This window comes from Oceanospirillum sp. (assembly GCF_982874595.1).
On sequence record NZ_CEYNZH010000004.1, the window covers coordinates 70,587 to 94,811 of the forward strand.

20 protein-coding genes are annotated in these 24,225 nt (G+C 51.0%); all 20 read left to right on the plus strand.

Translation table 11 applies throughout. The features are described 5' to 3' along the window. Window positions 1–20 precede the first annotated feature (20 nt). The 20 genes from rseP (at window position 21) to AC4GL5_RS03295 (ending at window position 24,188) form a co-directional block, all read left to right on the plus strand. On the plus strand, window positions 21–1,376 hold the full coding sequence (rseP, locus tag AC4GL5_RS03200; RefSeq protein WP_490381339.1) for a sigma E protease regulator RseP: 1,356 nt from the start codon (window positions 21–23) through the stop codon (window positions 1,374–1,376). Window positions 1,377–1,414: 38 nt separating this feature from the next. Next, window positions 1,415–3,784 carry an outer membrane protein assembly factor BamA gene (gene bamA / locus AC4GL5_RS03205; protein WP_490381340.1) on the plus strand — a complete coding sequence of 790 codons (2,370 nt, stop codon included), beginning with the start codon at window positions 1,415–1,417 and terminating at the stop codon, window positions 3,782–3,784. 29 nt (window positions 3,785–3,813) lie between these two features. Then, window positions 3,814–4,359, plus strand: coding sequence for an OmpH/Skp family outer membrane protein (locus AC4GL5_RS03210; RefSeq protein ID WP_490381341.1), 546 nt, complete (start codon window positions 3,814–3,816; stop codon window positions 4,357–4,359). Between the two features lie 55 nt (window positions 4,360–4,414). After that, on the plus strand, window positions 4,415–5,485 hold the full coding sequence (gene lpxD, locus AC4GL5_RS03215) for a UDP-3-O-(3-hydroxymyristoyl)glucosamine N-acyltransferase (protein WP_490381342.1): 1,071 nt from the start codon (window positions 4,415–4,417) through the stop codon (window positions 5,483–5,485). A 67-nt stretch (window positions 5,486–5,552) separates the two neighbouring features. After that, complete coding sequence (gene fabZ / locus AC4GL5_RS03220; protein ID WP_086480887.1) at window positions 5,553–5,996, plus strand: 3-hydroxyacyl-ACP dehydratase FabZ; 444 nt, start codon at window positions 5,553–5,555, stop codon at window positions 5,994–5,996. 2 nt (window positions 5,997–5,998) lie between these two features. Continuing rightward, entirely contained in the window at window positions 5,999–6,766 is a 768-nt protein-coding gene (lpxA, locus tag AC4GL5_RS03225) for an acyl-ACP--UDP-N-acetylglucosamine O-acyltransferase (RefSeq protein ID WP_490381406.1), read from the plus strand. 57 nt (window positions 6,767–6,823) lie between these two features. Next, window positions 6,824–8,032, plus strand: a complete 1,209-nt coding sequence (lpxB, locus tag AC4GL5_RS03230) for a lipid-A-disaccharide synthase (RefSeq protein ID WP_490381343.1) — start codon at window positions 6,824–6,826, stop codon at window positions 8,030–8,032. Between the two features lie 20 nt (window positions 8,033–8,052). Beyond that, a complete protein-coding gene (rnhB, locus tag AC4GL5_RS03235; protein WP_490381344.1) occupies window positions 8,053–8,658 on the plus strand; it encodes a ribonuclease HII in 606 nt (201 codons plus the stop codon). An 82-nt stretch (window positions 8,659–8,740) separates the two neighbouring features. After that, a complete protein-coding gene (gene dnaE / locus AC4GL5_RS03240) occupies window positions 8,741–12,223 on the plus strand; it encodes a DNA polymerase III subunit alpha (protein ID WP_490381345.1) in 3,483 nt (1,160 codons plus the stop codon). 430 nt (window positions 12,224–12,653) lie between these two features. Continuing rightward, window positions 12,654–13,625: an acetyl-CoA carboxylase carboxyl transferase subunit alpha gene (gene accA, locus AC4GL5_RS03245; RefSeq protein ID WP_490381346.1), complete on the plus strand. Its 972-nt coding sequence runs from the start codon at window positions 12,654–12,656 to the stop codon at window positions 13,623–13,625. 130 nt (window positions 13,626–13,755) lie between these two features. Further along, window positions 13,756–15,273 carry a tRNA lysidine(34) synthetase TilS gene (gene tilS, locus AC4GL5_RS03250; RefSeq protein ID WP_490381347.1) on the plus strand — a complete coding sequence of 506 codons (1,518 nt, stop codon included), beginning with the start codon at window positions 13,756–13,758 and terminating at the stop codon, window positions 15,271–15,273. Between the two features lie 257 nt (window positions 15,274–15,530). Beyond that, window positions 15,531–17,168, plus strand: coding sequence for a CTP synthase (pyrG, locus tag AC4GL5_RS03255; RefSeq protein WP_490381348.1), 1,638 nt, complete (start codon window positions 15,531–15,533; stop codon window positions 17,166–17,168). A 117-nt stretch (window positions 17,169–17,285) separates the two neighbouring features. Continuing rightward, complete coding sequence (gene kdsA, locus AC4GL5_RS03260; RefSeq protein ID WP_490381349.1) at window positions 17,286–18,161, plus strand: 3-deoxy-8-phosphooctulonate synthase; 876 nt, start codon at window positions 17,286–17,288, stop codon at window positions 18,159–18,161. 187 nt (window positions 18,162–18,348) lie between these two features. After that, a complete protein-coding gene (eno, locus tag AC4GL5_RS03265) occupies window positions 18,349–19,644 on the plus strand; it encodes a phosphopyruvate hydratase (RefSeq protein ID WP_490381350.1) in 1,296 nt (431 codons plus the stop codon). A gap of 172 nt (window positions 19,645–19,816) precedes the next feature. Continuing rightward, window positions 19,817–20,176: a cell division protein FtsB gene (gene ftsB / locus AC4GL5_RS03270; RefSeq protein WP_490381351.1), complete on the plus strand. Its 360-nt coding sequence runs from the start codon at window positions 19,817–19,819 to the stop codon at window positions 20,174–20,176. A gap of 24 nt (window positions 20,177–20,200) precedes the next feature. Continuing rightward, entirely contained in the window at window positions 20,201–20,914 is a 714-nt protein-coding gene (gene ispD / locus AC4GL5_RS03275) for a 2-C-methyl-D-erythritol 4-phosphate cytidylyltransferase (RefSeq protein ID WP_490381352.1), read from the plus strand. A 20-nt stretch (window positions 20,915–20,934) separates the two neighbouring features. Continuing rightward, complete coding sequence (ispF, locus tag AC4GL5_RS03280) at window positions 20,935–21,420, plus strand: 2-C-methyl-D-erythritol 2,4-cyclodiphosphate synthase (protein WP_490381353.1); 486 nt, start codon at window positions 20,935–20,937, stop codon at window positions 21,418–21,420. Window positions 21,421–21,516: 96 nt separating this feature from the next. After that, complete coding sequence (gene truD / locus AC4GL5_RS03285) at window positions 21,517–22,653, plus strand: tRNA pseudouridine(13) synthase TruD (protein WP_490381354.1); 1,137 nt, start codon at window positions 21,517–21,519, stop codon at window positions 22,651–22,653. Between the two features lie 71 nt (window positions 22,654–22,724). After that, a complete protein-coding gene (surE, locus tag AC4GL5_RS03290; protein ID WP_490381355.1) occupies window positions 22,725–23,495 on the plus strand; it encodes a 5'/3'-nucleotidase SurE in 771 nt (256 codons plus the stop codon). Between the two features lie 9 nt (window positions 23,496–23,504). Then, window positions 23,505–24,188, plus strand: coding sequence for a protein-L-isoaspartate(D-aspartate) O-methyltransferase (locus AC4GL5_RS03295; protein ID WP_490381356.1), 684 nt, complete (start codon window positions 23,505–23,507; stop codon window positions 24,186–24,188). Window positions 24,189–24,225: the final 37 nt, after the last annotated feature.

Here is a 24,225-nt window from a genome sequence, read left to right on the forward strand (position 1 = left end):
AGATTAACCGGAGAGCGTGAATGGGTGTTTTGCATACGATACTGGCATTGATTGTAACCCTTGGAATTTTGGTCACCGTTCACGAGTACGGGCACTTTTGGGTGGCCCGGCGCTGTGGCGTTAAGGTGCTGAAATTTTCGGTGGGTTTTGGCAAACCTCTGTATCGCTGGTTTGATAAAACCGGTACTGAGTATGCCATTGCCTGGATCCCTCTGGGTGGCTACGTCAGCATGCTGGATGAAAGGGAGGGTGATGTTTCAGATGAAGAGAAGCCTTTTGCTTTTAATCAGCAGTCTGTCTGGAAGCGCATCGCTATTGTTGCAGCGGGTCCTGTTGCAAATTTCCTGCTGGCGATCCTGACCTATTGGGTTCTGTTTGTTTCCGGTACCAGTGCTTTAGCTCCCGTTGTTGGCACGGTACAGCCAGACTCTCTGGCGTTTGAAGCGGGTATTGAGCCTCAAACTGAGTTGATCAGTATTGATGGTGAGGCGGTTCATAGCTGGCAGGATGCCGGTATGCAATTGTTGAGTCGTGTGGGTGATACGGGACAGATACGTATCGTGACTCAGGAGTGGCAAGGCTATAGCCAAACCGAGCATTCTCTGTCTATTGAACGCTGGTTGGCTGGTGAGAAAGAACCCAATCCTCTCACGGCAATCGGTGTGACGCCATTTTCTCCCCATCTTGAAGCAATTATCGGACAGGTACTGCCTGATGGTGCTGCTGCAGAGTCAGGCCTTAAAGCCGGAGACCAGTTATTACGGGTTAATGGTAAGCCGGTTGATGATTGGATGCATTGGGTTCGCCTGGTACAGGAATCGCCCGGCCAGGAGCTTATGCTGGAAATCAATCGTGGCGATCGCTCAAAAACACTTTCGATCACGCCGCGGTTGAAGCGATTGGATGATGGGCGTGAAATTGGCTATATCGGTGCAGCCCCTAAGCCAGCACAGTGGCCTGAAGGCATGGTGCGTGACGTTCAGTATGGCGTTTTCGAAGCCGTTTCCCATGCAGTGGCCAAGACCGGGGATATGATTGGTCTGACTTTGGACTCTATTAGAAAGATGGTCATTGGCCTGATTTCAGTGGATAACCTGAGCGGGCCTATAACCATTGCCCAGGTCGCCAGCGACTCTGCGAAAGGTGGCTTTGAGAGCTTTCTGACATTTCTGGCTTATATCAGCATTAGCTTAGGGGTTTTGAACCTGTTGCCTATCCCTGTTCTGGATGGCGGTCATCTTCTCTTTTATCTGATTGAAGCTGTAACTGGCCGTCCTGTGCCTGAAAAGGCCCAGCAGTTTGGATTGCGACTTGGTATGATGTTGCTCGCTGGTCTTATGATGATTGCATTTTATAACGACCTGATGCGCCTTTAATTTTTGGTTAATTCGTCTCCTCCGGATAGTGGACCTTTATGATCAACCGTATAAAACAGTTTAGTCCTATTAAGCAGCTATTAAACCTTCAACAGCTACTTGTCGCTACTATTCTTATATCAGGGTTAGGCATCATCTCTCCGGTTTCTGCGGCACAGTTTGTGTTTGATGATCTGCGGGTTGAAGGTTTGCAGAGGGTGTCGGCTTCCCGTGTTTTTAGTGCCTTTCCTATTGAACTTCGCCAACAGGTGAATAGTGAAGATCTTGTTGAGGCAAGCAAGGCTCTTTTTGAAACAGGCCTGTTTGATGATATTCGCCTTGAGCGCGATGGTTCTTTGCTGATAGTGGTGGTCAAAGAGCGTCCGGCAATCGACCAAATTGTGATCACAGGCAATGACAAGATCAAAACGGAACAGCTTGAAGAAGGGTTGGCTCAGTCCGGCCTGAAAGCCGGGCAGATACTGCAACGGGTTACCCTTGAGCAGGTTGAACTGGAGCTGGAGCGCATGTATCACGGTCTTGGGCGGTACAGTGCCAGTATCAATACTGAGATAGAGCCGAGAGGTGAGAACCGGGTTAACCTGAATGTAAAAATCCGAGAGGGAGATGTGGCGACTATTCGGCATATCAACTTCACCGGCAATGATCGTTTTGACAATGATATCCTGGCTAAACGCTTTGAATTGGAAGCTAAGGCTCATTGGTCTTTGTTTTCATCTGCCAGTCAGTACTCCCGCCCAAAACTTCAGGGGGATATCGAAAGGCTGCGGAACTGGTATCTGGATCGGGGGTATCTCAAGTTTAATGTAGACTCTACCCAGGTTTCGGTGAGTCCTGATCGACTTGATGTCTTTATTACCGTTAACGTCACCGAAGGTAAGTCCTATAAGGTTCGAGATATTAAACTCAGCGGCGATTTGGTTGTGGATTCAGAGGAAATTCTGGAACTTATTGAGCTTAATCCGGGTGATACGTTTTCCCGGACAAAGATGGTGAATACCACTGAAGCGATTCGAAAGCGGCTTGGTAAAGAGGGCTTCACCTTTGCCAATATTAATGCCGTTCCTGAGTTGCATGACGATCAGACCGTTACCCTGACACTTATGGTCGCTCCCGGGAAAAGAACCTATGTACGGCGTATTAATTTTACCGGCAACGTAACCACCAAAGATGAAGTGCTCCGTCGGGAAATAACTCAAATGGAAGCTGCGGTTGCTTCAACTGATGAGATTAAGAACTCAAAGACCCGCCTTGAGCGTTTGGGGTACTTTAAATATGTGCAGGTTGATACACCACGGGTCGGCGGACTGGATGATCAGATTGATGTGAACTACACCGTTGAAGAACAGCCTTCAGGAAGCCTGAGTGCATCTATTGGTTATTCTCAGAACAGCGGTATTATTTTTGGCGCTGGTGTCAAACAATCCAACTTTCTCGGGTCCGGCACCAATGTTGGGTTTAACGTCAGCAAAAGTGATACGGTTCAGAAGTTAGACTTCTCCATTTTTGACCCTTATTACACCCTGGAGGGGGTGAGCCGTGGTATCAATGTTTTCTATCAGGAAAGCAATCTGGAAGATTCTGATATCAGTGGCTTTACTACGGATTCTTATGGAGCAAAAGTGAACTTTGGTTACCCGATTTCGGAAACGACTCGGGTTGGTCTGACGGTTGGGGCTGATAATACCCGCATCTATACCGGTGATGACCCGGTTGAGGAAGTACTGACCTTTATCGAGGATGAGGGGGACAATCACTCGGCCTTCAAATTGGGTGGTTATATTACGGATAACAAACTGAACCGAGGGGTTTTGGCAACCGATGGTAGCTATAACCGACTTTCTTTAGAGGTTGCTGTTCCCGGAAGCGATATGACCTTTTATACCTTGGAGTATAAGAACCGTTACCTGATCGCTTTGAATGACGATTATTCTGTGAAATTCCGAACAGATCTGGGTTATGCAGACGGTTATGGCAGTGATAGCTTGCTACCCTTTTATGAGCATTATTTTGCTGGCGGGCTAGGGTCAGTAAGAGGTTACAGTGGTAACTCGCTTGGCCCAAAAAGTACCCCCACTGATGGTGATGACCCTTCAGCCTTTGGTGGTAATGTTCTGATCGAAACAGGCGTTGAACTCATCTATCCGCTCTGGTTTGTTGAAGACAGAAGCAGTCTTCAGACTGTGATTTTCCTGGATGGCGGTAACGTCTTTATGACTGAATGTAGTCGCGTATCAACGAACTGTAATGAAGGTGTTGAGCCTTCGGAGTTACGTTGGTCAACAGGGCTGGGGCTGACTTGGTTGTCACCAATCGGACCTCTGGATTTCAGTCTTTCCAAGGCACTCAATGCTAAAAGCGATGATGATACCGAGTTCTTCCAGTTCTCTATCGGTCAGACTTTCTGAGCATGAAGCAGTATAAAAGGACTAAATTTATGATGCGTCTTCTGAGTATTTGGACAACCTTTGTTTTGTTCACCGTCATCAGTGCAGGGACTGTAAGGGCTGATCAGAATGCTGATTTTGTTCCGACAAAGATTGCAGTGCTGGATTGGCGGGCCGCCCTTTTAGGCACGGATCAGGCTCGGGTTGAGTTTAAAGCCATTCGTGCCGCCTTGAGTCAGGATGAGCAGGAGATCCGTCGTCTTGCTGATGACGCTAAGCAGCTTCAGGAAAAATTAAAAGCACAGACAGACTCGCTGAGTGCGGATGAGAAGCGACAGCTCAGCAAAGATATTCAGGAAAAAGCTGAAGAGTATCAGTTTCTGGGGCAGCGCCTGCAGAAAGAGCAGCGTCAACGGCAGGAGGCCTATATCCGCGGGGTTCGCCCTCAACTGGATGATGCCGTTCGCCTGGTCATCGAAGCAAAAAAAATCGACCTTTTACTGGATCGACAGGCTGTAACCTTTGTGAACAAAAAACTGGATATCACACAGGATGTGATCACTCAGTTAAACAAAATGCAGTCTGCTGCAGAATAGCGTTACATTTTAAACAGCCAGCCATACTTTCAGACCGTTAATATAGGAGCTGTCGATGTCCGATCGTCCAGAAACCCAATCTGCAGGCCGGAAATATACTCTGGGAGAGTTGGTTGAGATTCTGGGAGGGGAGCTGCGAGGCGATCCGTCTGCTCTGGTTGATGGCTTGGCAACCTTAGAAAGTGCGACCTCTTCCCAGGCAAGCTTTCTTGCAAATCCTGCATATCAGAAACTGTTGCCAGAGTGTAAGGCCGGGGTTGTTCTGCTTAAACCGGGTCAGGCTGAACTCTGTCCAGTCAGCTGTATTATTCTTGATAATCCCTATGCGGGTTATGCCCATATGACCCAGCTTTTTGATCCGGTTGAGATTTGCTCTCCCGGAATTCACCCTCAGGCTATCGTCCACCCGGATGCAAGGGTTTCTCCTCTGGCCCAGATTAATGCTTTTGCTGTTGTTGAGGCGGGAGCTGTGATCGGTGAAGACTCTGTGATTGGAACCCACTGTTTTGTTGGCAGAAACACGATCATTGGAAAAGGTTGCCGACTGTATCCCAATGTCACGCTATATCACGGAGTTGTGTTGGGTTGCGAGGTAACCTTGCACAGTAGTTGTGTGATTGGTGGTGATGGTTTTGGTTTTGCCCCTGAAAATGGTCGTTGGGTAAAGATTGCTCAGCTGGGTGGTGTTATCATAGGTGACCGTTCGGAAATAGGCGCTAATACCAATATTGATCGCGGTGCTCTTGACGATACCGAGATCGGTTCTGATGTGATTATCGATAGCCAGGTTCAGATCGCTCACAATGTTAAGATTGGTGATGGGACTGCCATCGCCGGATGTGTGGGGATTGCTGGCAGTAGTTCTATTGGTCGTCACTGTCTTATCGGCGGAGCCAGTAATATTGCGGGGCATTTAACAATTTGTGACCGCGTCACTCTGAATATGACCACGAATGTTACGGGTGATATCCGGGAGCCTGGGCATTATTCCTCAGGCACGGGTATGTCAGATATGCGCACATGGCGCAAAAATGCGGTACGTTTCAACCAGCTGGATAGCTTGGCGAAGCGAATGAGCAAGATTGAAAAAAGCTTGTCATTAGCCGTAGAAAAGCAAAAAACTTAAAACAGACAGAAGCGTATAATGCGCACCTGTTGCCAAGAGGCAGTCAGGTTTTTTTGAGGTTGAATGAATGGTCATGGACATTAACGAAATTAAAGAATACTTACCCCACCGTTATCCTTTTCTGCTGGTTGACCGTGTTGTGGAGATGGAACTGGGTGAGTCAATCGTTGCCTACAAGAATGTAACGGTAAACGAGCCTTTCTTTAATGGACACTTTCCTCATCACCCGGTAATGCCGGGCGTACTGATTATTGAGGCTATGGCTCAGGCAGCGGGTATCCTTGGTTTTAAAACCATGGAGAAAAAACCAGCAGATGGTCATATCTATTACTTCGTTGGCAGTGACAAGGTGCGTTTTAAGCGTCCGGTTGTTCCGGGAGACCAACTAAAGCTGGAAGCAACTGTTGTGGGGACGCCTCGCCGGGGGATCTGGCGTTTTGACTGTAAAGCTACAGTTGATGGTGAACTCGCTTGTCAGGGTTCAATTTTGTGCGCAGAGAGAGAACTGTGAGTCTGATTCATCCGACAGCTATTGTTGATCCATCAGCGGTAATTGCCGCTGATGTAGAGATCGGACCCTATTCCATTATCGGCCCGGATGTAGAGATTGGGGCGGGTACCTGGATAGGTCCTCACGTTGTTATCACCAAGCTGACAACCATCGGTAAAGGCAACAAGATCTATCAGTTTGCCTCTGTGGGTGAGGATTGTCAGGATAAAAAATATGCCGGTGAGCCCACTCGTCTGGTTATTGGTGACAACAACGAAATTCGGGAAGGTTGCTCCATTCACCGTGGTACTGTGCAGGATGAAGGTATTACCCGTATTGGTAACAACAACCTGATTATGACAACGGTACATATTGCCCATGATGTTGTCATTGGCAATAACACGATTATCGCATCCGATGCCTCCATTGCCGGCCACGTTAAAATTGGTGACTGGGCGATTATTGGTGGTGCCTCTGCGATCCACCAGTTTTGTCATGTTGGCCCGCATTCTATGTGCGGTGGGGCAAGCTATATCTCGAAAGATATTCCTGCCTATGTGATGGTCAGTGGTAACCCTGCTGAATCCCATAGCATCAATGCTGAAGGGCTAAAGCGCCGGGGGTTCTCGGCAGAAGCGATCAGCGAGTTGCGGCGGGCCTATAAAACAGTTTTCCGCAAAGGCCTACGCTTGGATACTGCCATCAGCGAGCTTGAAAGCGGTGACGTTGGTGAAGAGTTGTCTGTCTTTATCCAAAGCCTTAAAGGATCAGGTCGCGGCATTATTCGCTGAAAGTGATTATGCTGCACCGGCTACATCATCAGCCGATAGATTTACAGGAAGACACACATGTCTGATCAGGCTCAGGTTGAACGGCAAAAGCCACTGAGAATTGCTATCGTAGCCGGAGAGTTATCCGGTGATATTCTGGGATCCGGTTTGATTCGGGAATTCAGAAAACTCCACCCTACGGCGGAGTTTTTTGGTATTGGTGGTCCCCGAATGCAGCAGGAAGGTTTTGTCAGTCACTGGCCGATGGACCGCCTCTCGGTAATGGGATTGGTGGAAGTGCTGGGGCGTCTGCGTGAGCTGCTGAATATCCGAAAGGAAGTTCGCGATCTGTGTTTGAAAGAGAAACCTGACCTCTTTGTGGGTATTGATGCACCCGATTTTAACCTGACCCTTGAAGGGTGGGTGCGTGATGCAGGTATTCCTGTGGCACATTATGTCTCGCCATCGGTATGGGCCTGGAAGCAGGGACGGCTTAAGAAGATCGCCCGATGCGTTGATCACATGCTGACGCTACTGCCCTTCGAAGCGGATTTTTATCACCGTAAAAATATTCCTGTGACCTTTGTTGGCCACCCTTTGGCGGATGAACTGCCGATGGATGTGGATCAGAATGGTTGCCGTGATCAGCTGGGGCTATCGAAAGAACGCCCTGTTCTGGCCGTTCTGCCTGGTAGCCGCAGTAATGAAGTTAAATATCTGGGCCAAACCTTTATTGATACTGCGCTACGTTGCTGTGAAGCGATGCCTGAGCTGCAGGTGGCAATCCCTTGTGCCAATGATTTGCGACGTCAGCAGATTGAAGAACAACTGACCGTTGTTAAGCCTGAACTGCGTCAGTGCTTCCATCTGTTTGATGGTATGTCCCGGGAAGTGATTAGCGCTTCTGATAGCGTACTGCTGGCATCCGGTACTGCCGCTCTGGAGGCTATGCTGCTGAAAAAGCCTATGGTTGTAGCGTACAAAATGGCCTGGTTAAGCCACGCCATTATCAGCCGTATGATCAAGGTGGATCATATCTCCTTGCCGAATCTGATCGCCGGAGAAGCGCTGGTGCCGGAAATGATTCAGGATAAGGCGAATGTTGAGTCTCTTAGCGAGCTTCTTCTGGATCGGCTGCAGAACCCTGATAACTATCGCGATCTCGTCGAGCGTTTCTATCAGATGCATCATGAGCTGAAACAGGAAGCCAGTCAGGTGGCTGCCAAAACACTGTCAGCACTGATCGAAGAGCGTGCTTCTTCCGATACATCCGTTAAATCCCACTAAGCGTAAAACCCGAGGTTACGATGGCACAAGATTGCCCTGAACTGGATATTCCCTATCGCGGTAAACTGCTTGCCGGTGTGGATGAAGTGGGACGTGGGCCTCTGGTGGGTTCAGTCGTAACGGCGGCGGTTATTCTCGATCCTGATCAGCCGATTGAAGGACTGACGGATTCCAAGAAGCTAAGTGAGAAGAAACGCGAAAAATTCTTTGATGAGATTCAGGAAAAGGCACTGGCCTGGCATATTGCCGAGTGCTCTGTTGAAGAGATCGACCGCCTGAATATCCTGCATGCCACCATGTTGGCGATGCAGCGGGCAGTAGAAGGTTTAAAACCTGCCGCTGAATTTGTACTGGTGGATGGCAACCGTTGCCCGGAGCTTCCCTGCCCCTCAATGGCGGTTGTTAAGGGGGATCTGCGTCATAGTGCGATCAGTGCGGCTTCGATTCTGGCTAAGGTATACCGTGATCGTCAGATGGCAGAGCTGGAGTTGAAATATCCCGGTTACGGCTTTGCCAAACATAAAGGCTACCCCACCAAGCAGCACTTGGCCGCGCTGGAAGCCTTAGGGCCTATCCCCGAGCATCGTCGCTCCTTTAAGCCGGTTCAGCAGCGGCTTGATCTGTAGTCCGCTTGAGTTTTGAGCCCGCCTGCGGGCCGATGTTCTATGCTTTTCTTCACCTGATACAGTCTTGTATACGAGAACTTTTATGACGCCCTCTTTTGTTCATCTGCGCATTCATACTGAATTTTCTCTGGTTGATGGTCTGGTAAAGATCAAGAAACTGCCCAGTAAGCTGGAAGCCCTGAATATGCCGGCGCTTGCGATTACCGATGAGTCCAATATGTTTGCTCTGGTGAAGTTCTATAAAACGATGCAGGGAGCGGGAATCAAACCGATTTCAGGGGCCGATATCTGGTTGGAGAACGAAGCGGACCCGGCCAAGCCTTATCGCATGACGTTATTGGCGATGAATAATACCGGCTATCGGAATATGACGGAGTTGGTATCCAGGGGCTATCTGGAGGGGCAGCATCAGGGTCGTAATATCCTGAAAGAAGAATGGTTAACGGCCCAGGCCGAAGGCTTGATCGCCCTGTCTGGCGCCAAAGAGGGGGAAGTCGGGCGCCTGTTGGTTGGTGGGCATTACCCGGAAGCCCGGGACGCGCTTCAGAAATGGATGCAGATATTTCCCAACCGTTTTTATCTGGAATTGCAGCGTACCTTCCGATCAGATGATGAGCTCTGTGTCCATGAATCGGTAAAGCTGGCGAGTGAATGTCAGTGTGCCGTGGTCGCTACGAATGATGTGCGTTTTATCGAGCGGGAAGATTTCTGGGCTCATGAGACCCGGGTTTGTATTGGTGAAGGCCGGGCGCTGGATGACCCTCATCGCAACAAAAGTTATTCTGAAGAACAGTATCTGAAATCTCAGGAAGAGATGGCAGAGCTGTTCAGTGATATCCCGGAAGCACTGCAGAACAGTGTCGAGATCGCCAAGCGGTGCACGGTTGAGGTTCAGCTGGGTAAATACTTCCTGCCGGACTTTCCGATCCCCGAAGGCATGACCATGGAAGATTTCTTTCGAAAAATTTCCCATGATGGACTGACCGAGCGTTTGGAACAGCTGTTTGATACCAGCGCCGAAGACTTCCCCAAAACCGAGAAAATTTACCGCGAGCGACTGGATTTTGAGTTGGAAACGATCATCTCCATGGGGTTTCCCGGCTACTTCCTGATCGTAATGGACTTTATCCAGTGGTCGAAAAACAACGGCGTGCCTGTGGGGCCGGGTCGTGGTTCCGGTGCGGGTTCTCTGGTGGCCTATGCCCAGAAAATTACCGATCTTGACCCACTTGAGTACGACCTGCTTTTCGAACGTTTTCTTAACCCGGAGCGTATCTCCATGCCCGACTTTGACGTCGATTTCTGCATGGATGGCCGGGATCGGGTGATCGATTACGTCGCGGAAACCTATGGTCGTAATGCGGTATCTCAGATCGCTACCTTCGGTACCATGGCTGCAAAAGCGGTGGTGCGTGACGTGGCCCGTGCTCAGGGTAAGCCTTATGGTTTGGCTGACAAGCTCTCTAAGATGATCCCGTTTGAAGTCGGCATGACGCTGGAAAAAGCCTTTGAACAGGAAGAGCCGCTGCGGGATTTCCTGGCCAATGATGAGGACGCCGGAGAGATCTGGGAGATGGCGCTGAAGCTGGAAGGTACCGTTCGTGGTACCGGCAAGCACGCCGGTGGTGTGGTGATCTCGCCAACCAAACTGACCGACTTTTCGCCGATTTTCTGTGAAGAGGGCGGTTCCAGTTTTGTTGCCCAGTTTGATAAAGACGATGTAGAAGCCGCCGGTCTGGTGAAGTTCGACTTCCTGGGTCTCAGAACCCTGACCATTATCGACTGGGCCGTTAAGGTGATGTACGACAAGGGACATACCGATTTTAATATCGATAAGATCCCACTTGATGATCCGGATACCTTTAAGCTGTTACAGGAAGGCGAAACTACGGCGGTTTTCCAGCTGGAATCCCGGGGTATGAAGGACCTGATTAAGCGCCTGAGACCCAGTTGTTTTGAAGATATTATTGCACTGGTAGCGCTGTTCCGTCCGGGGCCTCTGCAATCGGGCATGGTAGACGACTTTATTAAACGTAAGCACGGTCAGGAAGAAGTTTCCTATCCACACCCTGACTATAACCATGACAGCCTGATTCCGGTGCTCAAGCCCACTTACGGCATTATCCTCTACCAAGAGCAGGTGATGCAGATCGCCCAGGTGATGGCGGGTTATACCCTCGGTGGCGCAGATATGCTGCGTCGTGCGATGGGTAAGAAAAAGCCGGAAGAGATGGCCAAGCAGCGCGGTGGCTTTATCGAGGGTTGTAGAAATAACAATATCGATGAAGATCTCGCGGGTAACATCTTTGATCTGGTAGAAAAGTTTGCGGGCTACGGTTTTAACAAATCTCACTCAGCCGCTTATGCGTTGGTTTCCTATCAGACCGCCTATCTGAAACGCCATCACCCCGAAGCCTTTATGGCAGCGGTACTGTCTACCGAAATGCAGAACACCGACAAGGTGGTGACGCTGGTGGAAGAGTGCCGTCACATGAAGTTGCCGCTAACGCCTCCGGATGTGAACGCTGGTGACTTTAAGTTTACTGTGAATAAAGACAATGAAATTGTCTATGGCCTGGGTGCTATTAAAGGCGTAGGTGAAGGACCAATCGACTCTATTGTGGCGGCTCGTAACGAAGGTGGACCTTTTAAAGACCTGTTTGACTTCTGCGCTCGCACCGATTCCCGCAAGCTGAATAAGCGTACCGTTGAGGCTCTGATCCGTAGTGGTGCGGTGGATAAGCTCGGCCCGAACCGTGCGGTGATGCTGGCCAGTCTGGAAGATGCCTTTAAAGCAGCCGAGCAGAGTAATATGAATGCCAATATTGGCATGATGGATATGTTTGGAGAGCTGGAAGCGGAAGAAAGCGGTGACCCCTATGCCGAGCATCGTCATGTTCGCCAATGGACTGATAAAGAGCGCCTCAAGGGTGAAAAAGATACTCTGGGTATCTATCTGACCGGTCATCCATTTGATGAGTACGAGGCAGAAGTACGCCGTTTTGCCCGGCAGAGGCTGAGCGACCTGGCGGCCAGTCGGGAGACTCAGAAGCTGGCCGGTCTGATCCTTGATATTCGCACGATGAAGAGTAAGCGGGGTGACACTATCGCCTTTATTACTCTGGATGATCGTTCGGGGCGGGTTGAGGTTTCTGTTTTTGGGGACCTGTTCGACGCTCATCGTTCTGAGCTGCAGAAAGATCAGTTGGTGGTTATCGAAGGCGATGTCAGTTTTGATGACTACTCCGGTAGCCTTCGTGTTCGGGCAAAAGCCGTGACCAGCTTGCTGGCATCCCGGATTCGTTACAGTGATAGTCTGCAACTGAGCTGGGATCAGAAAGCGATTGGTAAAAAACACCTCGACCTGCTGCAGAGCAAGTTGCAGCCCTTTACTGTGACTCAGCCTGATGAAGGGGTCGCTGTAGAGATTACCTATAAACGGTCAGAGGTTTCCGGAAAGGTTAGGCTCTCCGATCAGTGGCGAGTGGTACCGAGCGATGAGTTGATTTATAGCCTGTACGATGGCTTTGGCTTGAAGAGTGTTCGCCTTTCCTATGGCGACTGAGCGGTTTGTTATTACGGTCCAAGCCACCAAAGATAAAGCTTTTGCGCAAAAAAAGTGTTTGAAACAGTCAGACTTCCAGTGCTGAAGCCCGGGCTGGAGTTGTCTGTGGCGTAAAACGGGAACAAAGTAACAGAACGTGACTTTTCAGAAACGCTTTAGCCATCAGCAGAGGTTTTTTTTAGGCGGTCTTTGCCGTACTATTGACGGTTTTAAACATAGTGGGTTTTCCCTGAGCGTGTCGACTCTTAATAGTTGGAAAGCCACGAATACCGATGCTTTAAAGCCAATTGCTCTAAAGTGATCTAAGCCCCAATGGTGCCATCTCTATATGAGAGATTTGTCGGGGGCTGGACAAGACTTATTCATAGCTGCTCCGGTGGCGGCTGTGTGCTTTTAATCGTAAGCATAGAATTTTTAATAGCGTGGACCTATGAATCCCAACTATCTGGATTTTGAACAGCCTATTGCAGAGCTGGAAGCAAAAATTGATGAACTACGTCTGGTTGGCAACGACAACGAGCTGAACATCTCTGAAGAGATCAGCCGTTTGCAGGAGAAAAGCCTCAAGCTGATGGAGGATATTTTCTCCAACCTGACTCCCGCCCAGGTGGTTCAGTTGTCGCGCCATCCGCAGCGCCCTTACACGCTGGATTATGTTAATCATATTTTTACTGACTTTGATGAGCTTCATGGTGATCGTAATTTCGCTGATGATGCCGCTCTGGTTGGTGGTATCGCCCGTCTGGATGATAAGCCGGTGATGATTATCGGTCACCAGAAAGGTCGTTCAGTAAAAGAGAAGGTACGTCGCAACTTCGGTATGCCTCGTCCGGAAGGTTATCGAAAAGCCTGCCGTCTGATGGAGATGGCTGAGCGCTTTAAGATGCCGATCCTGACCTTTATTGATACGCCGGGAGCTTATCCGGGTATCGACGCAGAAGAGCGCGGTCAGAGTGAAGCGATTGCCTACAACTTGGCAGTTATGTCTCGTCTGCAGACACCTATCATCTCAACCGTAATTGGTGAAGGTGGTTCCGGTGGCGCACTGGCGATCGGTGTGTGTGATGAGCTGATCATGCTGAAGAACTCCATCTACTCGGTAATTTCTCCGGAAGGCTGTGCGTCTATTCTGTGGAAGAGTGCTGAGCGTGCTAACGATGCGGCAGAAGCAATGGGTGTAACCGCGGGTCGTCTGCACGAGCTGGGTCTGGTTGATCGTCTGATCGAAGAGCCTCTGGGCGGTGCGCACCGTAACGCTGAAAAAGTAGCGGCAGATCTGAAACTGCAGCTGCTGGAAACTCTGGATCGTCTGAGTGGCCTGAGTAAAGAGCAGCTGGTAGAGCGTCGCTACGAGCGTCTGATGTCTTACTATGCGGGTAACCCCGAACTTGGCAATTGGTAAAAGCCAGGCAGCCGGTAAGATAAACATCTGTCAGGTTCACTGACCTGAATGTGTCAAATAACCCCGATGAGCCAGACTTATCGGGGTTATTTTTTGTCTGAAGATCTGTACTTCAACCCTCTTGAAATAAATGCTTCAACGTCTGGAAAATGAATTTGCCAAGATGCTGACACCTGAACTGCTTGATGGATTGCCTGATCATAACCAGCTTTGGCTGGCGCTGAGTGGTGGACTGGATTCCGTGGTGCTGCTGGATCTGGCGGTGCAGTATTGCGCGTCACGTCAGAAGTCGCTCAAGGTCATTCATGTTCATCACGGCCTAAGCCCTAATGCGGATCAGTGGGCTGAGCATTGTCTGAATGTGTGTCATCGCTATCAGGAAAGGTTCGCTGTTCAAGAAAAGCACTCTATTCAGAAAAAACGCTCGGTATCGGTTCACTGTCAGGTCGAGTGTGTTCAGCTAAATGGTGTTTCATCTATTGAAGAGCAGGCCAGAAAGGCACGTTATCAGGTTTTCAATGATCATCTTCTTGAGGGTGATCTGATCCTGATGGCGCACCATGCCGATGATCAGCTGGAAACCCTGCTGCTCAGGCTGATGCGCGGAGCTGGTGCGCAGGGCTTATCCGGTATGCCGGTCGAGCGGGAGCTGGGGCAGGGTAGGCTTTATCGACCTTTGTTAGCCTTTGAGCGTTCGGAGCTTGAAGCCTATGCTGCAGAGAAAGCACTGAGCTGGGTTGAGGATGAATCAAACCTGAGTGCCGAGTTTGACCGTAATTATCTGCGCCATGAGATAACTCCCCGTCTTAAATCCCGATGGCCCAATGCGACAAAGGTGTCCAGACGAAGCGCCCGGGTGCTGTCGGATGCCGATCAGCTAAACCGTGATCTGGCGGAGATCGATCTGAAAAGTGTAGCGGTTTCCGCGAATACGCTTTCCTGCCCGGCGTTGCTTGAGCTGTCGCCAGCGCGGCAGCGAAACCTGCTGCGCTTCTGGTTGCAGAGCGCGGGCATCCCGTCACCGGACTATCGTCAGCTTATGATCATTCTGGATGAGCTGGTATTGGCGCAGGATGATGCCCAGCCGCTTTTTCAGCGGCCGCAATACGCGCTTCGCCGGTATCGTGATCAGCTTCTGCTTCAGCTGACTGATACACGGGATCCGTCAGATGATGAGGGTCCGTCTGATGATGGACATGCCCAGTCTGACACGGAGCCGGTAAGTATTCGTCGTGATGTCGTGGAAGCCGGTGGCGCTGATCTTGTAAAAGAGGCTGTCGCTTTTCGCATTGACCCTTTTCACGTTGAAGCTTGTCTCCCTGAATCTGAAGCGGTTAAGGACGCAGAGGTTCTGCAGTTGCCTCTGTCGGCTTCTGTTGTTTTAGAACTCCGCAAAGGAGGGGAATCCCTCCGCCTGCCACGCAGGGGCGGTAAAGCACTGAAGAAGCTTCTGCAGGAAACCGGAGTACCGGCCTGGTTGCGGGATCAGGTCAGGCTGTTCTGGCTGGAAACCCAAGAGGGAGAGCGTCAGCTGATTGGTGCCTGGTCACCGCAGGTGGCCGAGGACGGTATCTTCTGGTGGGATATCAGCGTGTTAGAAACGGATGGCAAATGTGATACGCATCCGGTCGTTATCCGCCGTAAATAAGCTTTCTGCACTTATGTGATGGGGTGTTCAGGCGTATAACCGATGTGGCTGATGTTATCTGGTAGGTGTATTGAAAACTGCACATATTATTTTATTTAATGATCCGGTTTTTCTTAATGAATTGCCGCCTTCTGAATTGTGATAGCCAAGGCCTTCTGGTATCCTGCACTCCCATCTATTTTTGTCTATGACAGCCGTCTGGGACAAAAAATTAGTACCCCCCTTCTTTCTTATTTGCAGCATAAAACAGGTTATCCATGACGCGATATATCTTCGTCACCGGTGGTGTTGTTTCTTCTTTAGGGAAAGGCATTGCCTCCGCATCTCTGGCCGCTATTCTTGAGGCCCGTGGTCTGAAAGTTACCATGCTGAAGCTGGATCCGTATATCAACGTTGATCCGGGCACAATGAGCCCTTTCCAGCACGGTGAAGTTTTTGTGACGGAAGACGGCGCAGAGACTGACCTTGACCTCGGTCACTACGAGCGTTTCATTCGTACCAAGATGACTCAGCGTAACAACTTTACGACCGGTCGTGTTTACGAACACGTACTGCGTAAAGAGCGTCGCGGTGACTATCTGGGTGGTACGGTTCAGGTTATTCCTCACATCACCAATGAGATCAAAGACCGCGTTATTGCCGGTGCTGAAGGCTGCGATGTGGCACTGGTCGAGATCGGTGGCACCGTGGGTGATATTGAGTCCCAGCCGTTCCTGGAAGCGGTTCGTCAGCTGAAAGTTGAAGTGGGTTCTGACCGCGCCATGTTTATGCACCTGACACTGGTGCCTTACATCAAGACCGCCGGTGAGACGAAAACCAAGCCGACTCAGCACTCTGTAAAAGAGCTGCGTTCTATCGGTATTCAGCCGGATATTCTGGTATGTCGTTCAGAAGTAGCGATTGAAGCGAACGAGCGCCGCAAGATCTCCATGTTTACTAACGTGGATGAGAAAGCGGTTATCTCTCTGGAAGATGCGGATACCATCTACCGCATTCCAAGCATGCTGCATGCTCAGAATCTGGATGAGATCGTTGTTAAGCGTTTTGGCCTGCAGTGCCCTCCGGCAGATCTGTCTGAGTGGGTTGCCGTTGCTGACGCTAAGCTGAACCCGCTGAAGAGCATCAACATCGCCATGGTCGGTAAGTACATGGAGCTGCTGGATGCCTACAAGTCTCTGATCGAAGCGATTGACCATGCCGGTATTAAGAACCGCACTAAGGTTAATATCGAATATATCGATTCCGAAGATATCGAGCACAACGGTACGGACCGTCTGAAGGATAAAGACGCGATTCTGGTTCCGGGTGGTTTTGGTGAGCGCGGTGTCGAAGGCAAAATCAAGACTGCTCAGTTTGCCCGTGAGAACAAGATTCCATATCTGGGTATCTGTCTGGGTATGCAGGTTGCGGTGATCGAATACGCCCGTAACGTAGCCGGTATGGCAGATGCGCATTCTACAGAATTTACCCACGATACCACTCATCCGGTTGTGGGTCTGATCACTGAATGGGTAAACCCTGAAGGCAAGATCGAAGAGCGTGACCACAGTTCGGATCTGGGTGGCACCATGCGTCTGGGTGCACAGGACTGTAAACTGCTGAAAGGCTCTAAAGCTCGTGAAATTTACGGCCAGGATGTGATTTTTGAACGTCACCGCCACCGTTATGAAGTGAACGACCAGTTTGTTGGCGATCTGGAAAAAGCAGGCCTGATCTTCTCCGGCCGCTCCGCTGACGAGTCTCTGGTTGAAGTGGTCGAGCTGAAAGATCATCCATGGTTTGTGGCGTGCCAGTTCCACCCTGAATTTACCTCAACTCCACGTGACGGCCACCCGCTGTTTACCGGTTTTGTTGAGGCGGGTCTCGCCAAAAAGGCTGCCTCACAGGACAGCTAATCGTTACCCGATGCAAAAGCCCTTTTAATTAAGGGCTTTTGTCTTTCAGCCGCTGCAATCTTTCTGTTGCGGGGCTGAAACACACCGTTTTATCGATATCTGACAGAGAGACGCATCATGTCACAGCCTGATTCACCACAGGACAGTAGCAAGGTTATTGAGTTCGCCGGTCTGCAGTGTGCTAACAACCTGCCCTTTGTGCTCTATGGCGGTATGAATGTTCTGGAATCCCGGGATATGGCGATGCAGATTGCTGAACACTATGTTGAAGTGACTCAGCGTCTGGGCATCCCTTATGTCTTTAAGGCGTCTTTTGATAAGGCCAACCGATCTTCGATCCACTCCTATCGTGGTCCGGGTCTGGAGAAAGGTCTGGAGATTCTGGCGGAAGTTAAACAGCAGTTTAATGTGCCGGTGATCACCGATCTGCACGAGCCGTATCAGGCTCAGCCCGTGGCGGAAGTGGCTGATGTGATTCAGCTACCGGCGTTTCTGGCGCGTCAGACCGATCTGGTTCAGGCGATGGCGCAGACCGGAGCGGTTATCAACATTAAGAAGCCTCAATTCACCAGCCCGGCTCAGATGGGCAATATGGTGGAGAAGTTTGAAGAGTGTGGTAACGACAAGGTGATGATCTGCGAACGCGGTTCCAGCTTTGGTTACGACAATCTGGTTGTGGATATGTTGGGCTTTGATGTGATGCGTAAAGCCTGCAAAGGCGCACCGCTGATTTTTGATGTCACTCATGCTCTGCAGTGTCGTGATCCTATGGGCGCGGCTTCCGGTGGTCGTCGTCATCAGGTGGCTCAGCTGGGCCGTGCCGGTATGGCGTTGGGTCTTGCGGGGCTGTTCCTTGAAGCGCACCCGGATCCTGAGAAAGCCAAATGTGATGGTCCGTCGGCGTTGCCGCTGGCGCAGCTGGAGCCTTTCCTGGCTCAGATGAAAGCCATCGACGATCTGGTTAAAGACTTTGCCCCACTGGATATCCGATAATCCCGGGTATCAAGGTGTCCGCCGGTGATTTGCAGAGGCAGCTTATCGGCCTATTTTTTTGAACAGAGTGTTGTTTGATCCGGTTCTTTTAAACAGATCCCTGTGATCAAAGGATGCTCTGGTCATTTTCAGTCATAGAACTAAATCGTTTCAGTTAAGAAATGACATTTTCTGGAGAAAAACCCAAATGACAGCAATCGTTGATATCAAAGCGCTTGAAGTGCTTGATTCTCGTGGTAACCCAACGGTACAGGCCGAAGTAATTCTGGAATCCGGTGTAAGCGCCCGCGCTTGCGCTCCTTCCGGCGCGTCTACCGGTTCCCGTGAAGCGCTGGAACTGCGTGATGGCGACAAAGGCCGTTACCTGGGTAAAGGTGTTCTGAAAGCCATTGAAGGTGTGAACACTACGATCCGTGCCGCGCTGATCGGTATGGATGCTGCGGACCAGCGTGCGCTGGACAACAAAATGCTGGAACTGGATGGCACTGAAAACAAAGCCACTCTGGGCGCGAACGCGATTCTGGCGGTTTCTCTGGCGGCGGCTAAAGCAGCGGCAGCAGACAAAGGCATGCCTCTGTACGCACACATCGCAGAGATCAACGGCACTGCAGGCCAGTTCTCTATGCCTGTGCCTATGATGAACATCCTGAACGGTGGTGAGCACGCGGATAACAACGTTGATATCCAGGAGTTCATGGTTCAGCCGGTTAACTTCACCTCTTTCAACGAAGCACTGCGCTGCGGTACTGAGATCTTCCACGCACTGAAAGCGGTTCTGAAAGCGAAAGGCCTGAACACTGCGGTAGGTGACGAAGGTGGTTTCGCTCCTAACCTGGCGTCTAACGAAGAAGCGCTGGTTGTGATCAAAGAAGCGATCAGCAATGCCGGTTATGAGCTGGGCAAAGACGTGACTCTGGCTCTGGACTGTGCAGCATCTGAGTTCTACAAAGATGGTAAATACGATCTGTCCGGTGAAGGTAAAGTGTTCGACGCAGAAGGTTTCGGTGATTACCTGGCCGCTCTGACTGAAAACTACCCGATCGTTTCTATTGAAGACGGTCTGGACGAGTCTGACTGGGACGGTTGGGCTTACCTGACTAAGAAGATCGGTGACAAAGTTCAGCTGGTCGGTGACGACCTGTTCGTAACCAACACCAAGATCCTGTCCCGTGGTATCGAAGAAAAGATCGGTAACTCTATCCTGATCAAATTCAACCAGATCGGTTCTCTGTCCGAAACTCTGGACGCGATCAAGATGGCGAAAGACGCAGGCTTCACGGCTGTGATCTCTCACCGTTCCGGTGAAACTGAAGACACCACTATTGCTGATCTGGCAGTAGGTACTGCTGCTGGTCAGATCAAGACCGGTTCTCTGTGCCGTTCTGATCGTGTTGCTAAGTACAACCGCCTGCTGGAAATCGCAGCTGAGCTGGGTGACAAAGCCGTTTATAACGGTCTGAAAGAGATCAAAGGTCAGGCTTAATTCGCCGATCAGATCTTAAACCTGTCCTCAGGGGCAGGTAAAAAGAGGGGAGCCTTAGGGTTCCCCTTTTTTGTCGCTGCTTTTTCACTCATAATGCCAGCTTTATCAATGGCCTCGCTTTTTCGGTAGGGCTGTAATTGATGGCTAACTTATCGGGACTCAGACCGAATCCATGTTTCGTTTTCTTAATTTAATTCTGGTGGTACTGATTCTGTTGTTGCAGATGCGACTGTGGTTTGGTGAAAGCAGTTTGCCGGAAACCTGGCAGCTGGAAAGCCGCATCGAAACCCGTAAGGCAGAAAATGCCGAGCTGGCGAAGCGAAACGATGCACTCGCGGCTGAAGTTGCTGACCTGAAAAGTGGTTTGGACGCCATTGAAGAGCGTGCCCGCTACGAGCTGGGTATGGTACGTCCGAACGAAACCTTTTTTCTGTTGATCGATGAGTCAAAGTCGCCCGCTAAACCTGCTCTTTCTGCTGAGGCGGCTGCCCGGCAGGGAAGTCTGAGCCAGCCGGAAGTGGTCACACAGTGAGCAAAGGCTGAGCTGGAAAACGTCATGACTGAGACTACAACTAAAATATGGTTGGTTATCCCTGCTGCTGGTGTTGGTTCCCGTATGCAGGCCGACCGGCCTAAGCAATACCTGCCCCTGAATGACCGTCCCATCATCGAGCATACCCTTGAGCGACTGGCCAGTGCCTTGCCGCAGGCTGAGTTTGTCATCTGTCTGAACCCGGATGACCCCTACTGGCCTGAGATTCAAAAGCCCGTGGGCATCAGACTGCAGGAGGTTGCCGGAGGCAAAGAGCGGGCGGATTCTGTGCTCAATGGCCTGAAAGCGATTGCGGGTCAGGCATCAGAGGATGACTGGGTGCTGGTGCATGATGTGGCGCGTCCCTGTGTACGGAAAAGTGATATTTCCGCTTTGGTAAACCAGCTTTCGGACGATCCCGTTGGCGGCATACTGGCGCTGCCGGTTGCCGATACCATGAAGCGGGCGACACAGGACAACACCATTTCCGAAACCGTAGACCGTACCGCACTCTGGCATGCTCTGACACCGCAGATGTTCCGGTTTGGTAAGCTAAGCCGTGCTCTTGAGCAGGGCTTGGCCGCCGGCGCGGTCATTACCGATGAGGCTTCGGCACTGGAGTGGTCGGGTTTCAGCCCCAGATTAGTGGCCGGTCATCGGGATAATATCAAGGTTACCCATCCGGATGATCTTGCCTTTGCGGCTCTTTTTCTTAAGTCTCAGGCAGGCGATCTCTAATTCCTCACAGGAGAATTTCAATGCGTATTGGTCACGGTTTTGATGTTCATAAATTTGGCCCGGGCGATCATGTGGTGCTGGGTGGCGTGACGATCCCTTATGAGCAGGGGCTACTGGCGCACTCTGATGGGGATGTACTGATTCACGCCCTGTGTGATGCCCTTCTGGGAGCGGCAGGTCTGGGGGATATCGGTAAGCACTTCCCGGATACGGATCCTGAGTTTAAAGGTGCGGACAGCCGTAATCTGCTGCGCCATGTGATCGGCCTTCTGAAAGAACAAAATTGGGCGGTAGGGAATATCGACAGTACTATTGTCGCTCAGGCTCCTAAGATGGCTCCGCATATTGAATCGATGCGGGCTAAGCTGGCAGCCGATCTGGACGTGGATATCACAGCGGTCAATGTTAAAGCCACTACCACAGAGAAGCTGGGTTTTACCGGCCGTAAAGAGGGTATTGCTGCCCATGCCGTCGTGCTGTTAATACCTAACGTCCAGGGCTGCTGATTCCTGACGCTTAAGGCTTTTAATCTGTAGGGCTTACGCTCTTACTGAACAATCTTCGGGCATAAGCCCTGTATTATTTTAATTGGAACCGAGTGAATGTCTGAATCCTCTTCTGCACCTGCAAGCCAAAGCAACTCTTACGATGAAGATGCCTTGGTATGTCCGTTATCACTTGAGTTTCCTTATGCCTGGGGTGGCCCTGTCGGTCAGGCTCAGCTCCGGGCTGAGCCGGAAGATTTTCAGGTAGAAGAAATTCTGGGCTTTGAGCCGGAAGGCGAAGGGGAGCATCATTTCCTCTGGATCAGAAAGCGCGGTAACAATACTGATTGGGTCGCCCGTCAGCTGGCGCGTTTTGCCAAGGTCGGTTTTAACGCGGTTTCCTATTCCGGCATGAAAGATCGTCATGCGGTGACGTTACAGTGGTTTAGTGTGCATATTCCCGGTCTGGAATCACCGGACTGGAGCGAGTTCTGTATTGAAGGTGTTGAGATCCTGAAAGCGATCCGTCACCGCAAGAAACTCAAGCGTGGCGTGCACCGAGCGAATAAATTTGCCATTCGTCTGCGCGGGTTTGACGGTGATCAGGCCGCTGCAGAAGCTCTGCTGGATAAGATCGCCATTCAGGGCGTACCGAACTATTTTGGCGAGCAGCGTTTTGGCCGCAACGGAAACAATCTGACAAAAGCGGTAGCCCGGGTTGAAGCGGGAGAGTCCCTGAAACTCAGTAAGCGTGACAAAGATGGTCGTGCCATGATGCTGTCGGCTCTGCGCAGCTGGTTGTTCAACCGGATGCTGACCGAGCGTATTGAGCAGGGCAACTGGCAGTCCTGGCTGGAAGGCGATGTTGCAACCTTCTCCGGCAGTCGCAGTCAGTTTGCCATTGAGCTGGGTGATGCCGATGTTCAGCAACGTCTGGAAGATGGTGTGATTCACCCGACAGGGCCTTTATGGGGCGCGGGTGAGCCGAAGGTAACCGCAGCGGCCCGTGCGTTGGAAGCGGAAGTGGCCGGTCGTTATCCGGAGCTGATCGCCGGGATTGAAAGCTCGGGTCTGAACCCGGAGCGCCGTGCTTTGCGTCTGATTCCTGAGCACCTTCATTGGGACTGGCAGCAGGAAAATGGTCAGACAGATCTGGTGCTGAGTTTTATGTTGCCGGTCGGTACCTTTGCCACATCGATGCTGCGGGAAGTGACTCGCTGGAACAGCAGCTTTACGGAAGCTGAAGATCGTTAATTCTTCGCCAGAGTGGCCGGGTGTCGGAAAATATCTGAAACAAACAAAGACAACATGAGGCCGAGAACCGAATGAAATTACTTTTATCAAATGATGATGGTGTTCGTGCCGAAGGCCTGCGGGTTCTGGCAGAACGCCTGTCCGTAGACGCTGATAAAGTAACCGTCGTTGCTCCGGACCGTGACCGGAGTGGGGCCAGTAACTCCCTGACATTAAGTCGTCCGCTATGCCCTGAGACGATGGAGAATGGTTTCCACAGTATTGATGGCACACCGACCGATTGCGTCTATATGGGGCTGTCGCAGCTTTTTCAGTCTGAGGCTGACCTTGTGATCGCCGGTATCAACCATGGCGCCAATATGGGGGATGATGTGCTCTACTCCGGAACGGTTGCGGCAGCGACAGAAGGGCGTTTTCTCGGTGTACCCTCTATTGCCGTTTCTTTGGCCGGTAAGACGCACTTTGCCACGGCTGCGGAGTTTGTTGCGCGTTTATTGCGGGGCTACCACTCTCTGGATCTTCCTGCGGGCAGCATTCTGAATATCAATGTGCCGGATCTTCCCTATGAGGAGATCAGGGGTATTCGTCTGACCCGTTTGGGTAAGCGCCATCCTGCCGGTGAGCCGGAAGCGGTACTTGATCCCCGGGGAAAACAGCGCTACTGGATTCCGGCGGCTGGAGGTACCCGTGATGCGGGGCCTGAGACCGATTTTTATGCTGTTGCCGAAGGTTTTATCAGCATCACCCCTTTGCATGTGGACCTGACTCAGAACAGCGCCAGAGAAAATCTGGCCAGTTGGTTAGTATCCGTCAGCTCTGCAACAGAACTGGTGGCAGATTAAGGAGCGCCGATGACTGAGCATATTTTAGACGCGAAGTGGAATCTTCAGGGGATAGGTATGACATCCCAGCGTACCCGGAACCGCATGGTGGATCGTTTGCGTGATCAGGGAATCCACAATGAAGAGCTGCTGACCTTAATGGCGAAAATGCCACGGCATATTTTTCTTGATGAAGCCCTCTCTCATCGGGCTTACGAGGATATCTCCCTACCTATAGGTTGCCAGCAAACCCTGTCCCAGCCCTGGGTTGTTGCCCGCATGACGGAGCTTCTGCTGGATATGCCGGAGCGCCCGAACAAGGTTCTGGAGATAGGCACAGGCTCCGGTTATCAGACCGCTATTCTGGCGTCACTGTTTAAGCAGGTGGTCAGCCTGGAACGTATCAGTAGTTTTCAGCCAAAGGCGAAAGAACGGTTTCAGGCGCTGGAACTGTCTAATATCGAGTTGCACCATGCCGATGGTTATGAGGGCTGGGATGCAAAAGCTCCCTTTGATGCCATTCTGGTGACGGCAGCTCCGGCATCTGCGCCACCTAAGTTAGTATCTCAACTGAGTGAAACCGGCGTTATGGTTTTGCCGGTCGGGGAAGGTGAAGAGCAGTCTCTGACCCGTGTGACGCGGAATGAATCCGGTCATACCTCTGATGTTATTGCACCGGTGCATTTCGTACCGCTGCAGCAAGGTGTTGTTTAACGCATTCTGTGAATCGCTTGTTTTTGTATAGGGAGTA

Excerpts from the sequence above, each read along its gene's own strand:
- AC4GL5_RS03210 (WP_490381341.1), top strand. The coding sequence starts at position 3,814 with ATGATGCGTCTTCTGAGTATTTGGACAACCTTTGTTTTGTTCACCGTC.
- fabZ (WP_086480887.1), top strand. The coding sequence starts at position 5,553 with ATGGTCATGGACATTAACGAAATTAAAGAATACTTACCCCACCGTTAT.
- accA (WP_490381346.1), top strand. The coding sequence starts at position 12,654 with ATGAATCCCAACTATCTGGATTTTGAACAGCCTATTGCAGAGCTGGAA.
- dnaE (WP_490381345.1), top strand. The coding sequence starts at position 8,741 with ATGACGCCCTCTTTTGTTCATCTGCGCATTCATACTGAATTTTCTCTG.
- ispD (WP_490381352.1), top strand. The coding sequence starts at position 20,201 with ATGACTGAGACTACAACTAAAATATGGTTGGTTATCCCTGCTGCTGGT.
- AC4GL5_RS03295 (WP_490381356.1), top strand. The coding sequence starts at position 23,505 with ATGACTGAGCATATTTTAGACGCGAAGTGGAATCTTCAGGGGATAGGT.
- kdsA (WP_490381349.1), top strand. The coding sequence starts at position 17,286 with ATGTCACAGCCTGATTCACCACAGGACAGTAGCAAGGTTATTGAGTTC.
- ispF (WP_490381353.1), top strand. The coding sequence starts at position 20,935 with ATGCGTATTGGTCACGGTTTTGATGTTCATAAATTTGGCCCGGGCGAT.
- lpxD (WP_490381342.1), top strand. The coding sequence starts at position 4,415 with ATGTCCGATCGTCCAGAAACCCAATCTGCAGGCCGGAAATATACTCTG.
- rseP (WP_490381339.1), top strand. The coding sequence starts at position 21 with ATGGGTGTTTTGCATACGATACTGGCATTGATTGTAACCCTTGGAATT.
- rnhB (WP_490381344.1), top strand. The coding sequence starts at position 8,053 with ATGGCACAAGATTGCCCTGAACTGGATATTCCCTATCGCGGTAAACTG.
- lpxB (WP_490381343.1), top strand. The coding sequence starts at position 6,824 with ATGTCTGATCAGGCTCAGGTTGAACGGCAAAAGCCACTGAGAATTGCT.
- truD (WP_490381354.1), top strand. The coding sequence starts at position 21,517 with ATGTCTGAATCCTCTTCTGCACCTGCAAGCCAAAGCAACTCTTACGAT.
- tilS (WP_490381347.1), top strand. The coding sequence starts at position 13,756 with ATGCTTCAACGTCTGGAAAATGAATTTGCCAAGATGCTGACACCTGAA.
- bamA (WP_490381340.1), top strand. The coding sequence starts at position 1,415 with ATGATCAACCGTATAAAACAGTTTAGTCCTATTAAGCAGCTATTAAAC.
- ftsB (WP_490381351.1), top strand. The coding sequence starts at position 19,817 with ATGTTTCGTTTTCTTAATTTAATTCTGGTGGTACTGATTCTGTTGTTG.
- surE (WP_490381355.1), top strand. The coding sequence starts at position 22,725 with ATGAAATTACTTTTATCAAATGATGATGGTGTTCGTGCCGAAGGCCTG.
- pyrG (WP_490381348.1), top strand. The coding sequence starts at position 15,531 with ATGACGCGATATATCTTCGTCACCGGTGGTGTTGTTTCTTCTTTAGGG.
- eno (WP_490381350.1), top strand. The coding sequence starts at position 18,349 with ATGACAGCAATCGTTGATATCAAAGCGCTTGAAGTGCTTGATTCTCGT.